The 13489-nt window shown below is 43.7% G+C and carries 14 protein-coding genes; 9 read left to right on the forward strand and 5 right to left on the reverse strand.

Annotation, left to right across the window (positions count from 1 at the left end):
* The first annotated feature begins 34 nt into the window (after positions 1 to 34).
* Together AC4MCC_RS12840 and AC4MCC_RS12845 are read left to right on the forward strand one after the other, a co-directional pair.
* Positions 35 to 817: a sulfite exporter TauE/SafE family protein gene (locus AC4MCC_RS12840; protein ID WP_419375038.1), complete on the forward strand. Its 783-nt coding sequence runs from the start codon at positions 35 to 37 to the stop codon at positions 815 to 817.
* An 85-nt stretch (positions 818 to 902) separates the two neighbouring features.
* On the forward strand, positions 903 to 2312 hold the full coding sequence (locus tag AC4MCC_RS12845) for an SLC13 family permease (protein ID WP_419363773.1): 1410 nt from the start codon (positions 903 to 905) through the stop codon (positions 2310 to 2312).
* Between the two features lie 71 nt (positions 2313 to 2383).
* Here the strand turns inward: AC4MCC_RS12845 and AC4MCC_RS12850 are convergent, their stop codons facing one another.
* Positions 2384 to 3493 (reverse strand): HPP family protein, encoded by a 1110-nt coding sequence (locus AC4MCC_RS12850; protein ID WP_491876228.1) that lies wholly within the window; start codon positions 3491 to 3493, stop codon positions 2384 to 2386.
* Positions 3494 to 3692: 199 nt separating this feature from the next.
* Positions 3693 to 4520, reverse strand: a complete 828-nt coding sequence (locus AC4MCC_RS12855) for a transglutaminase-like domain-containing protein (RefSeq protein WP_491885402.1) — start codon at positions 4518 to 4520, stop codon at positions 3693 to 3695.
* Positions 4521 to 4834: 314 nt separating this feature from the next.
* On the opposite strand from AC4MCC_RS12855, the gene glyQ reads away from it, so the two are divergent.
* From glyQ to AC4MCC_RS12890, 7 genes are all read left to right on the forward strand, one after another.
* Entirely contained in the window at positions 4835 to 5824 is a 990-nt protein-coding gene (gene glyQ, locus AC4MCC_RS12860) for a glycine--tRNA ligase subunit alpha (protein ID WP_005232423.1), read from the forward strand.
* A complete protein-coding gene (gene glyS, locus AC4MCC_RS12865) occupies positions 5824 to 7893 on the forward strand; it encodes a glycine--tRNA ligase subunit beta (protein WP_491885403.1) in 2070 nt (689 codons plus the stop codon). The genes glyQ and glyS overlap by 1 nt, the downstream gene beginning before the upstream one ends.
* A 69-nt stretch (positions 7894 to 7962) precedes the next feature.
* Positions 7963 to 8694 carry a hypothetical protein gene (locus AC4MCC_RS12870; RefSeq protein ID WP_491885404.1) on the forward strand — a complete coding sequence of 244 codons (732 nt, stop codon included), beginning with the start codon at positions 7963 to 7965 and terminating at the stop codon, positions 8692 to 8694.
* Between the two features lie 8 nt (positions 8695 to 8702).
* Positions 8703 to 8942, forward strand: coding sequence for a hypothetical protein (locus AC4MCC_RS12875; protein ID WP_491885405.1), 240 nt, complete (start codon positions 8703 to 8705; stop codon positions 8940 to 8942).
* Positions 8943 to 9011: 69 nt separating this feature from the next.
* Positions 9012 to 9401 carry a hypothetical protein gene (locus AC4MCC_RS12880; protein ID WP_159123919.1) on the forward strand — a complete coding sequence of 130 codons (390 nt, stop codon included), beginning with the start codon at positions 9012 to 9014 and terminating at the stop codon, positions 9399 to 9401.
* 235 nt (positions 9402 to 9636) lie between these two features.
* Positions 9637 to 10116 carry a hypothetical protein gene (locus AC4MCC_RS12885; RefSeq protein ID WP_180018241.1) on the forward strand — a complete coding sequence of 160 codons (480 nt, stop codon included), beginning with the start codon at positions 9637 to 9639 and terminating at the stop codon, positions 10114 to 10116.
* 108 nt (positions 10117 to 10224) lie between these two features.
* Complete coding sequence (locus AC4MCC_RS12890; RefSeq protein ID WP_491885406.1) at positions 10225 to 10743, forward strand: hypothetical protein; 519 nt, start codon at positions 10225 to 10227, stop codon at positions 10741 to 10743.
* A 39-nt stretch (positions 10744 to 10782) separates the two neighbouring features.
* Here AC4MCC_RS12890 and AC4MCC_RS12895 read toward each other — a convergent pair whose 3' ends face one another.
* The 3 genes from AC4MCC_RS12895 to AC4MCC_RS12905 all read right to left on the reverse strand — a co-directional run bounded on the left by AC4MCC_RS12895 (position 10783) and on the right by AC4MCC_RS12905 (position 13419).
* Positions 10783 to 11736: a 2-hydroxyacid dehydrogenase gene (locus AC4MCC_RS12895; RefSeq protein WP_491885407.1), complete on the reverse strand. Its 954-nt coding sequence runs from the start codon at positions 11734 to 11736 to the stop codon at positions 10783 to 10785.
* 94 nt (positions 11737 to 11830) lie between these two features.
* On the reverse strand, positions 11831 to 12025 hold the full coding sequence (locus tag AC4MCC_RS12900; protein ID WP_004781776.1) for a hypothetical protein: 195 nt from the start codon (positions 12023 to 12025) through the stop codon (positions 11831 to 11833).
* Between the two features lie 122 nt (positions 12026 to 12147).
* Positions 12148 to 13419 carry a hypothetical protein gene (locus AC4MCC_RS12905; protein WP_491876234.1) on the reverse strand — a complete coding sequence of 424 codons (1272 nt, stop codon included), beginning with the start codon at positions 13417 to 13419 and terminating at the stop codon, positions 12148 to 12150.
* Positions 13420 to 13489 lie beyond the last annotated feature (70 nt).

Here is a 13489-nt window from a genome sequence, read left to right on the forward strand (position 1 = left end):
TAAGTTGATGCTTTATTCTTGAAATGGATTTCAGATGACGCAGGCAGAATGGATTGTGCTTTGGCTGTGTGCGATCGCGGCATTACTGCATGGGGTCAGTGGCTTTGGCTTTCCTATGCTGAGTACGGCTGCCTTATCCAGTGAATATGCCTTAAGTACAGCAGTCACCCTGGTGATTCTCCCCTGCCTGTTATTGAATCTTTGGATGCTCAATAGTGATCCAAAACATAGCCTGTTGCAGAGCATTCGCTATTATGCCTCACGCTATTGGCCACTCATGCTCAGCAGTCTGGTCGGTAGCGTGATAGGGGTTAAACTACTCATCTGGATCAATGAAGGCTATCTTAAATTATTGCTGGGTCTGGTGATTATTTTCTATGTACTGGATCAGTTACGTTCTACTCCGCTTCGGGTCAGTAGCAGCCAGCTCAGTATGCTGGGATTCGGTTTACTGGCTGGCATGATCGGAGGCGCAACCAACGCCATGGCCCCCTTCCTGATGATGTATCTGCTTAGCTGTCAGCTCTCCAAAACCGATATTGTGATTATCAGTAATCTCAACTTTATTGCCAGCAAGCTGGTTCAGCTGACCTTACTTTTCCCGATCCTCATTTCTTTGCAAACCCATCAGCGACATATCCTGCTCGGAATCACATTATTTGCACTCATCGGCGTCTGGTTAGGGGGAAAAATACGGCATCGACTTTCCCAGCAACATTTCAAATATCTAGTGCTGTTTTTTCTATTTGGACTGGGGATTTACGCACTTTGGCAAAGTGTGGGATTATTACAACACTCTACTATACTGTTTAAATAATATCTTTTTTAATCAAACCACATATTTACTTTTATAAGAATTTCAAAAACGCTTTTTAAATAAAAAAGTTGAGCAAGGAGGTTGTATGAACGACCCTTTACGCACCCCGACTGATGCCATGCCAAAAGGAATTCGCAAAGGCTGGATTTTAATTGTGATCGCTGCAGTGATCTCTTATGGCTTGTATCATATTTTGCCTTATGACGAAAATGCCAACAAGGGATTGGCCTTACTGACCTTTATCGCCATTTTATGGCTGACCGAAGCGATTCACATCACCATTACTGCCCTGTTGGTACCCATACTGGCAGTCGTCCTCGCCATGCCCATGGCCAAAGGCGATGAACTGGAACCAATTACCACACAAGCAGCACTGACTACTTTTGCAGACCCCACTATCTTCCTGTTTTTTGGTGGTTTTGCCCTAGCCTCGGCGCTACATATCCAGAAACTGGATAAGAAAATTGCCACATGGATTATCTCGCTTTCCGGTGGACATCTTGGTGCTTCGGTACTGGCCATATTTTTAGTGACTGCTGCACTGTCGATGTGGATTTCCAATACCGCCACCGCAGCCATGATGTTGCCCCTAGCGCTGGGTTTACTTTCGCATCTGGATGTTGAAAAAGATCGTAAAACCTTTGTGTTTATTCTGCTCGGGATTGCCTATTCGGCCAGTATTGGTGGCTTGGGCACTATCGTTGGTTCTCCACCAAATGCGATTGCAGCCAAAGCCCTCGGTTATGACTTCGCTGACTGGATGAAAGTCGGCCTGCCAATGATGTTCATTATCCTGCCGGCAATGTTAGTAAGCCTGTATCTGGTGCTACGTCCAAAACTGAATCATAAGGTGAATTTTGTCACTGAAAATATTCCCTGGACCACGACCCGTATTGCCACCATGATTTTATTCCTTTGTACCGCGACTGCCTGGATTTTCAGTAAAAAATTGACTGAAAATTTCGGCATTTCACAGCCCGATACCTGGATCGCGATTCTGGCGGCCTGTATGGTAGTGATTCTGGGTACGGCTACATGGAAACAGGTTGCTGAAAATACCGATTGGGGTGTGCTCTACCTGTTTGGTGGCGGCTTGACCTTAAGTGCTGTCTTGAAGGATTCAGGCAGTTCTCTGGTTTTAGGTCAAACACTGGCAAATGCTTTTGGTGATGCCTCGCCTTTAATGATTATCTTTGTGGTGGCAACCTTCATCATCTTCCTGACCGAACTGACCAGTAATACTGCCTCGGCTGCCTTACTGGTTCCGGTCTTTGCGGCCATTGCCGACCAGATGGGTATGCCTAAAGAAATTCTGGTAATTGTGATCGGGATCGGTGCTTCTTGTGCCTTCATGTTGCCTGTAGCCACCCCACCGAATGCGATTGTATTCGGTAGCGGCCATATTCCTCAAAGAGAGATGATGAAAGTCGGCTTTGTCCTGAATGTGATGTGTGTGGTGCTGGTTTCCCTGTTTATTTACTGGTTCTTTATCTAAGTTGAGATAAATCCAGATTCCAAATAAAAAAGCACCCGAGGGTGCTTTTTTTAGGACAATCCCAAACAGTTTTAAGCTCTCATTTTAAAATGGTTCAGTTCCTGATTTAGGGCAGCGATAATATCTGCGCGGCTAATAATTCCGACCAGACGCTGCTCGCTCACTACCGGAATATAGTTAAAGGAACGCTCCACAAAATAGGGCACCAGATCCTGAATCGGCTGCAATGGCTGCACAGTGACCACTTTACGGGTCATAATATGTTTGACCTGATGTTCCCAGCTGCTGCGCACATCTGCAGCACGTTTAAACCATTCTACCACCTGATACATGGCCAGCGTTCCTACCAGCTTACCTTCCGCATTAACCACTGGCAGGCTCATCAGATTCATCTCTTTAAATTTATCCAGTGCATGCTGAATGTCATCATTGGCATTCAGGGTCACCACATCTTTGGTCATAATGTCCTGACAGGTGAACTGGTTGACCGCACGGGCATTGGCTCGGTCCTGCGCTTCTAGAATAATCTTTTGCAGGTCATATTCACTGATGTCCAGCAGCTCGGTTTGCTGATCCAGTACTTCCTGAATATCCTGTGGCTGGATGGTGACTTTCTGGGTCGGGGTCGGATCTTTGGAACGGGTATTTAATTGCGCCTGCTGCGGATAACGCTTGCCAATCATTCGGTTAAAGACAATCGCAATCACCATCAATAAAATTGAATTTAGCAGCACCGGATAGAAAACGAAAGCATAGCCGAGTTCATGGACCGCATTGCCGCCGAGTACCGCGGTAATGGCCACAGCACCACTGGGTGGATGTAGGGAATCTGTGGTCATCATCAGGATAATGGCCAAGGCCACCGCCAGACTAAAAGCTTCAGTTGGACTGGCAATAAACAAGGCGCAGGTTACACCGACTACAGCCGCAATAGTATTACCTACCAGAATATTCCAGGGCTGTGCCAAAGGACTGGCCGGAACTGCAAACAGCAGCACAGACGAGGCCCCCATCGGCGCGATATACCAGGCTTCAAAATCACCCAGAATCCATAAACTCAGTAATGACGATACCGTGAGACCCAGTAGTGCCCCAATACCGCAGAGTAAACGGTCTTTGAGTGGAAGAACTTTAAAATTTGGTTTTAAGGTATTGAGCCAGTCGAGATTGGAATGGAACACGGCGCGCCTGATTTTAATGTTTACAGATTTTGCGCATTATAAAACTAGTCGCTTTAAAGATGTATTCATTTTATATCTTTTAATCAAACTTAAATGGATGCTGTTTAAAAAGCCAAGTCTCTCTCCAGGCGACAGTCATCCATCTAGTCCTATTTTACTGTTCAATCTCTATAGAGGATTTTCAATAAGATAATTCATGTCAGGTGATTTTAGTCTCAACGCGACTATCGCATTCCAGTTTAATCAGAGGTTCGATTTTGAGCAGCTCGACCTGTCCATAATAGGTTGAGAAAGCCACATCTCCGGCATCTACCCCGGTGCCAATGCGAATCAGCTCGTCGACCGGAGCTAAACGGGTCGGATCAAACTGCATCCATCTTCCTTCCAGATAGGCTTCAAAAATGGCATGAAAATCAGGTAAAAACTTTTCAATTTCCACATAACCGACCACCATGCGTGCCGGAATGCCCAAAGCACGGCACAGCGCAATGCCTAAATGGGCAAAGTCACGGCATACCCCCGCCCGGTGGACCAGCACATCTGTCGCAGTCGTAAACTGGTCAGAACAGCCAGAGACATAAGAAATATTGTTATAAATCCACTGTTCAATGGCTTTTACACGCGTATAGCCGGGCGTCATCCAGCCAAATGAACGTTTTGCCATTTCTAGTAATAAATCTGAATTGCAATAGCGACTGGCCAGCAAATAAGGTAGGACTTCATCCGGCAGGTCTGGAATTTTGACTTCACTCAAGTTTTGCCTCAGATCATTCGGAATGCTCGGCTGACGGGTAACTGTCGCGCTATAATTCAGTTCAAATGCTTTACAAGGTTCGAGTTGCAACCGGATATGGCGGTTTTGATGCTGAGCATCCCGAAATTCATGCCACTTGACCGGCATATTTATGGTGAGCTGTTCTTCTAAAATATTTTGATCGGGATGATGGGCGACCTGAACCATAAAAATAAATTCGGTAGGTTGCACAATCTTGTATTTTAAATGGCACTGAATTTGGTAAGTGGTCATGAAGTTCCTTATTATTAGGCATTATTATATTGTGTGAAGATTAAACTAATTCTAAGACCGCAATCGTATGAGATCAGTTTAACTTTATCGCGTTTCAGTGAACAGGATGCTATACATCTGATTTATTCCTGATTTTTAGATCTCATCCCCTTGCTAATCCAGCATAAAATTGCAGCAAAGCCGCGCAAAATCTGGCATGAATAAAGACTATTTTAATTTTTTCCAAAATATTTTCAGCGTATTAACCCTTTGCCACTCCCCTGTAAAATCCTTATAATCAAGCACAATTTTTCTCTAATTTTAAGTGGATGACCATGAGTCGCGCCATATCGCATATTGATACCTTCCAAGGCTTAATTCTTGCCTTACAAAACTACTGGGCGGAGCAAGGCTGCGTCGTGTTACAGCCTTACGACATGGAAATGGGTGCAGGGACATTCCACACTGCAACTTTCCTTCGTGCGCTAGGTCCTGAAACCTGGAATGCTGCTTATGTTCAGCCATCACGCCGTCCGAAAGATGGCCGTTATGGTGAGAACCCGAACCGTCTGCAACATTATTACCAGTTCCAGGTTGTGCTTAAGCCAAACCCGGACAATATCCAGCAGCTTTACCTGGATTCTTTAAAAGCAATCGGTATTGATCCTCTCGTTCATGACATTCGTTTCGTGGAAGATAACTGGGAATCTCCAACACTGGGCGCTTGGGGCTTAGGTTGGGAAGTTTGGCTAAACGGTATGGAAGTGACTCAGTTCACTTACTTCCAGCAAGTTGGTGGTGTTGAATGCTACCCAGTTACTGGCGAAATCACTTACGGTCTTGAACGTCTGGCGATGTACCTACAAGGTGTAGACTCAGTTTACGATCTGGTTTGGACCAAAGGTCAGTTTGGTACTGTGACTTATGGCGATGTGTTCCATCAAAACGAAGTAGAACAATCGACTTATAACTTCGAATATGCACCAGTAGAAAAAATGTTCGAACTGTTCGATTTCTACGAAGCTGAAGCAACGCGTTTAATCGAAGCTGAACTGCCACTGCCAGCTTATGAGCAAGTAATTAAAGCATCACACAGCTTTAACCTGCTGGATGCGCGTGGCGCGATTTCCGTGACTGAACGTCAGCGTTATATCCTGCGTGTGCGTACTCTGGCACGTTCAATTGCGACCAGCTATGTGGCTGCACGTGCGAAACTTGGTTTCCCAATGGCAGAACCTCACCTACGTGACGAAGTCCTGGCTCAGCTTAAAGCTCAAGTAGAAGCAGAAGCGGCTCAAGCAGAAAAATCAGCGGAGAACAAATAATGTCTAAACATACAGTTTTATTTGAACTTGGCTGTGAAGAACTTCCACCAAAAAGCCTGAAAAAATTACGTGACGCTTTAAAAGCTGAAACTGAAAAAGGCTTAAAAGATGCGGGTCTGGCTTTCGACGCAATCGAAGCTTATGCCGCGCCACGTCGTCTGGCACTTAAAATCGTAAATGTTGATGCAGCTCAGGCCGATACGCAAAAACGTTTTGACGGCCCTGCTGTTCAAGCGGCTTATGATGCTGAAGGCAAACCGACCAAAGCGCTTGAAGGCTTTATGCGCGGTCAAGGCATTACGGTTGATCAGGTTTCTACTTTCCAGGCCGGTAAAGTTGAAAAAGTCTGCTACCTGAAAGACGTGAAAGGCCAAAGTCTGGACGTTTTACTGCCACAAATTCTGCAACATGCTCTGGATCAATTGCCAATCGCAAAACGTATGCGTTCTGCTGCTAGCCGTACTGAATTTGTTCGTCCGGTGAAATGGGTGGTGTTGTTAAAAGATAGCAATGTGATTGATGCAACCATTCAGGATCACAAAGCAGGCAACGTGACTTATGGTCACCGTTTCCATGCGCCTGAAGCGATTATCCTAGCCAATGCAGATGTTTATCTGGATGCCCTTCGCGCTGCGAAAGTAATTGCTTCTTTTGAAGAACGTCAGGCGATCATCGACCAGCAAGTCAAAGCACTGGCTGATGAAGTGAATGCGATTGCCATTGTTCCTGCTGATCTGCGTGACGAAGTCACTGCACTGGTTGAGTGGCCGGTTGCATTACGTGCCAGCTTCGAAGAACGCTTCCTTGCCGTTCCTCAAGAAGCATTGATCACGACTATGCAGGACAACCAGAAGTACTTCTGCTTGGTAAATGCTGAAAACAAATTACAGCCTTACTTCATTACCGTTTCAAATATTGAGTCTAAAGATCCGACTCAAATTATTGAAGGTAACGAGAAAGTGGTTCGTCCGCGTCTGTCAGATGCAGAATTCTTCTTCCTGCAAGACCAGAAACAGCCACTGGCTTCTCGTAAAGAGAAACTGGCAAACATGGTATTCCAGGCACAACTGGGTACTTTGTGGAACAAATCTGAACGTATTGCCAAACTGGCTGTAGCACTTGCTCCGATTACGGGTGCCAAAGCTGAAGATGCTGAAAAAGCTGCCCTGCTTGCAAAATGCGACTTAACTTCAGAGCTGGTGGGTGAATTCCCAGAACTTCAAGGGATCGCGGGTACTTACTACGCACGTCTTGAAGGTGAAAATGATGAAGTGGCTGAATCTTTAGGTGAACAATACTTACCTAAGTTCGCGGGTGATGTTCTACCTAAGACTAAAACTGGTACAACGATTGCGCTTGCGGATCGTCTAGATACTTTAACTGGTATTTTCGGTATTGGTCAGGCACCTACAGGTTCTAAAGACCCGTTTGCGCTACGTCGTTCTGCCATTGGTATTCTGCGTCTGGTGACTGAAAACGAACTTGATGTATCTATCGAAGACCTGATCAAGCTGGCATTGACTGCTTATGGCGATGTCTTGAAAGACCACGACAAGACTTTGGCGGATGCGGTTGCATTCCTGGAAGGTCGTTACCGTGCGAAATACGAAGACCAAGGCGTTGATGTTGACGTGATCCAGGCTGTTCAAGCGTTGTCACCAAAATCTCCGCTTGATTTTGACAAGCGTGTAAATGCGGTAAATCACTTCCGTGCATTGCCTGAAGCTGCTGCACTGGCTGCTGCGAACAAGCGTGTGGCGAATATTCTGGCTAAAGAAGCTGCGCCTGAAGGTGCTGTGGTTGAAGCAAATCTGGTGGAAGATGCTGAGAAAGCATTATTCGCTGAACTTGCGAAAATCACACCAGTGGTTGAGCCGTTATTCGCTTCTAAAGATTACACTGCTGCGTTGTCTGCATTGGCAGCCCTGCGTGCGCCAGTCGATGCGTTCTTTGACGGCGTAATGGTGATGGCGGATGATGCTGAACTAAAAGCAAACCGTTTACGTCTGCTTGCTCAGCTACGTGACCTGTTCACTAAAGTTGCAGATATTTCAGTGCTTCAGCACTAAGCCTTAATTAGTTGTAAAGTATATAAAACCCCGCTATAAATTAGTGGGGTTTTTCTATATATAAATACGATGCAAAAACTAGAAATATTTCTCATTAATTTATTCATGGTGGGAGAAGAATGCTCTGATTCAGTAAATGGACGAAGCGTATTAGATACTACTTTTATTAAATGTGGCGGTTATACTTTTGAATTTAAACAGCACGACATTCGTTTAAAACAAACTGATTATTATAATCAAAGCATTAACACGACTACTGTAACTGTAAAGAATGTGGCCGAACATGAAGTCGATCATATTTTGGAAATCGTAGATGATATCTGCCAATTACTATCTTTTGCTCAACAATCCTATGTCATTCGCAGAGGATATCAAATAGCAGATAAGCAACATTGCATAAACTGTGCAGGATTTTATATTTCTTCAAGAAGCAATATCATTGAGGACAAAGGTAAAAGTATTCGTAATTTTATCGAACAAGTTTATCCAACTTTCATCAAAATCAAAAATACTCGACAGCTTTCAGTTGTAATTAGTTATTTATGTGAAGCCAATCGTTCATCATTAGTCCAAGAGATTTCATTAATTTCGCATTATGTTGCGATAGAAAATTTAAAGCATACATTCGCAATAACTAATGGTTTCGAAAAAAAATGCAAGATACCAATTACTCACATCCTCAATATCCTGATCAGTTCTCACAACCAGCAGATTATCAGCACTATAAGAAAATTCCTAGAAAAAATGAAGAACCAATATATCGACATAAAATATTTGGAAAGTGTGGCTCTACAGAAATGACCAAAAGAATGTTCGAAGATATTGGAATTAATCGAAATGAAATCAAAGATATTTTAAAGAAAAGAAATAAAATTATTCACGAAGGAATTTTATTCACTATTGGTCATGAAGATTATAGTCAACATGCATATGAAGATTTAAAAGATGTTAATGATCTGATGCGTCAATACTTACTTATCCTTTTAAATTATAAGGGAGCTTATTATAGAAGTAGAGATCGGTTCGGCTGTTCTGTATGTTTGATTTAATATCCAAGTAGCGAAATTTCATACAATTCCCTATACTCATCTCAACAACACTCAACAAGAAAGAAGCGCATGAAATTTCAAACACTCATTATGACGACTCTTGCGGGTATCGCACTTACAGCATGTACATCTCAACCCACCATTCCACAACTGGAACTGGGTGTATTACAGGAAGTAAAAAATCTAGAAGTTATTCCAGAAACTACCAACAATAAGGCGAAACTGACCAAATTCCTCGACAAATGCGTGATTGAATTTACTGGCGACATCGGCAATAACCGTTCAGTTGAACAATGGTCATTTAAAGGCATGACCCTGATTGATGCCGGCTCAGCAACTTTCCAGCGCGACGGAACCAGCACCGCACAAAAATTTGACCTGCATGATGCGGCGGTACAAAAGAACTTTGTGACCCTGCGCAATCATTTTGCTAAAGATGCCCTGACTCAATGTGACTAAATAAATTGCCCTGTTTTTATGATGAAAATGGGGCTATTTATTTTAATGAATAGAAATTTAATCTTTCTTCTGATTTGATCTGCTCTTTCTTCCTCTTAAAAATTATAAAATCCTCGCATCAAACTACGCTGAACCTATACTCTCTTCACAGCTTATTCATTGTTTTTGGCTGATTATCCGTTACACTGAAAACCAAACTCAGACCGCTCTTTGACGAATTCGAGGTCGATCCATAATGAATATCAAAACCCCAATTATTTTAACGACAGCTTTAATGTTCTGCGCACCTGTATTTGCACAGACTGAAACCACTCAGACCACTAAACCGATTGCACCTTATGGTGAAAATCCGAACCTGCTGCATGTGTTTGCCTATAAAGCACAGGAAGGTGTTATCAATACCGCTGAAAAAGTAGGTGAAGTCACTGAAAAAGGCATTGCCAAAATCAAACCGGGTGTAGACCGTGCCTGGGGCAATACCAAGTCTGCGGCATCAGATACCATACAGAAAGTAGATGAAGGTGCGACTCAGGCAGCACAGCAAACGGGTCAGAAAATTCAGCAGACCCGAGAAGTCTGGCGCGGCAATTCACAACAGGCACCGATCGTGCAGCAGCCTTTGAGTCAGCCATCTACCGCAACTCAAAATTCATCGGTATCACAGCCCCAGTCAAGTTCCGGTACAGCGACCAGTTATGCAGTAGATGATCTCTAAATCATCGCATTAAAAAAAGCCCATTACGGGCTTTTTCTTTTAAGCATTGAAGATAGTTGAGTCTTTCTTTAGACTGAGCTCAAATAAAATCATGAGAAGATAATAAAAATGAAAAAAATTCTCCTCAGCTTTATCGCCGGCATTCTGTGTGGCGTAGCCATTCTATACATCACTTTACTGGTTTCAGGTGAAACCGTGACCTCAATTGCTGCGATTGATGATGAATTATCCTCCATCCCGAGCCTGTCTAGTGCGAATCCTTATAACCATAAAACCGAAGGCGAAAAAATCCAGCATATTCAAAACCTCGATGAAGCTGAATTTAGACCCGCCTCTGGCAATAATGCCGACCTGTATCGGATCAAGGATATGTGTAAATTAAGAATCGGGACTCAGGGAGATGACATTTATAGCTATCGAACTGCTTATTTCTCGCAGAATCATCTGATTTATATGTTTGAAACCCATTATCGAACATCTTATGACAAGCGTCCCGATGAACGGGTACCCGAATTTAAGCGTGTCTATCAGGAAATTATCTTTAATCCCCAGTCTGCACTGGTTCAGAGTGAATTTTTAAAACTGTTGGATAAATACATCACGCCAAAAAACCGAAAAAAATGCTGATCGAATTTGATCAGCATTTTGTTTTTATTCGATAATTTTTCAATTTACCTGACGGATGGGCTGGCCTTGTCTAAAGGCTGCTACATTTTCTACCATCTGATCCACAATGCATTGACGGGCATCAACGCTGCCCCAGGCATTGTGCGGTGTGACAATCAGGTTGGGAATTGAGGCATCGAGCAATACATTGCCTTCTTTCGGTGGCTCAACAGTAAGCACATCCGTCGCAGCACCGGCAATTTTGCCTTCGCGTAAGGCCTGAGCCAATGCCTGTTCATCGACGATTCCGCCACGTGCACAGTTAATTAAAAATGCACTTGGTTTCATCGCGTCCAATTCGGCATGACTGATTAAATGACGGGTATCTTCCGTTAAAGGGCAATGCAAGCTTAAAAAATCCACTTGTGGCAATAAATCGGCAAATGGAATACGTGAGTCATCTGCCGGACGGTTGGGCAAAGCTGCAATCAGTACTTTCATACCAAAGGCTTCTGCCAGTCTGGCAACTGCATGACCCAGCTCACCATAACCAACAATACCTAAGGTCTTGCCTGCCAGCTCCACAATAGGTGCACCCAATAGACAGAACTGGCTGGCTTTTTGCCATTCACCCTGCTGTACTGCACGCTGATAGGTTAAAAATGAAGTGGCCAGATTGAGCATCAGCATCAGGGTATGTTGAGCGACGGCAGAGGTGCCATAAGCCTGACAGTTACACACCACAATACCACGTGCCTTGGCCGCAGCCAGATCGACATTATTGGTGCCTGTGGCAGAAATCAGGATCAGTTTCAGTTGAGGGCATTGCTGGATAGTTGCCGCGTCAATCATGACTTTATTGGTAATGATGACATCGACATCGGCCACACGAAACTGAATCTCTGCAGCCGATGTGGCCGGGTATAAGGCCAGCTGATCAAATACTGCATGAAGTGCCTGAAAGTCCAAATCCTGTTGGTCTAAAGAAGCATAATCTAAATAAGCGGCTTTCATAGCGCTACCCTCAACCTTTTGTTTGACAATTTATTTTGATTGTCATTTAAAACAAGTCCTGCAGGGTTTTCAAGCAACTTACTGTCAGAAGTGGTTAATCTACAGACTTATCAATATGGTTACGCAGAGAACGACGCACCTTATAAATCACATATACACTGAGAAAGATCAGAAAAATAAGAGAAGAACTGAGCAAGATCACTGCAGGATGCACACTTTCTGCGTGTGCAAAATTAGGCAGCATCAGTCCAAGAATAAAACAAATACTTGAAACGCGTATGGATTGCATATATTTACTCCCTTGTCATATAAACAACCGGGAGCGGTGTGACTATTTTTCATACCGCCTAAGACCATATTAGGCCTTAGCGAACATAAGTCAAGTATTTGTTTTTTAGATAAATTTTTTGGTTAGTTCATTTCACTTCGTGTCACAAACTGTGTATTTTTGTCACTTGCGTCAACGAAACCGGAAGCGCCGTATTCATCTGTATGCAAATTCAGATGCTTATAGCTGAACATATAAAAATCAGCATAGCGTTTCATGATAATCGGATGCATGCCTACATTTAATTCGTCCTGTTCCTTGACCAGTTTCATGATATGCCGGTCATTCATTACCACCAGATAGCGTTCATCATTCAGATTGATGGTCAGCAAGCCATTACCTTTGGCATAAATTGGAATCAGGAATTTATGGTTCAGTGCAATCGCATCACCGGTATAGCTTTCGATCTTGTTGCTGATGACGTTAAAGACCAGTGCATGTCCATAGGCATCCAGCAATAACTGACGCTTTTCCTGCGGCAAATTAACGTGAATCCCAAGCTTGAGCAGATCCTGCTGATCCACCTGTTTATTACTCAGCAATTCACGCAAAATCACCTGTTTTTGCGCCGCATCAAAAAATTGGGTATCCAGCAGCAGATCATTATTTTTCAGGATACGCCCTAAAGCAAAACGATGGCGCGGCAAGATATTCTCAATCACCTTGCGATAATAGAACTTGCTGTTTTTCTTGACCCGACGCATTTTCTGGTAGAAATAACTTTCATCATATTCATGCAATAAAAAGTCATACAGCAGCTCGGAGCTGGCCAGAACAGCGATGGCATCATGGCCGGTAAATGGCAGATGCAGTACATGATGCTGCGGAAGTACGGCTTCCAGTTTCAGGTAATGTGCCCGGTCTTCGGTGCAATACGGATCATAAACCAGAATATATTCCCGTTCCGGACTGACATCTTCTGCCTCAATCCGCATGCCTTCATTCAGCTCAGGCTGGTAAAACATGTTGTAGCGGGCATCTTCGACATCTTCCGGATCAATCGAATATTGCGGCACCATCGCGACCACTCGCTGAACATTCAGAAGATTGGAATATTTAATCGCCGCATAACCGCCCATGGATCCACCATAGGCAATGCGCTGCTGAAACGGCGCAATCAGCTCGGCAATGGCTTGCAACATGTTCCACATGGAACTTTTTGGAAACCAGGATTTATGTTTGGGCATGATTCCCAAAACATTAAATTCAAATTTCGCTAATGATTTTTCGGCATTGATGCTCAAGCCCTTGGCACGGGTAATCAAATCTCCAAATGAAAAAATCAATTCTGAAGATGACCCCGGCATAAAAATTGTGCGTATATGCTCATCTTCAAAAACAATCTGCTTATCCATAACTTTCCCGTGCTGGTGAATCTAACTTTTCGGCAACAATTCACTCAATGAATAGGGCCGAAAAAGTGAA

The sequence above is a fragment of the Acinetobacter sp. CAU_H_56 genome (assembly GCF_058599425.1).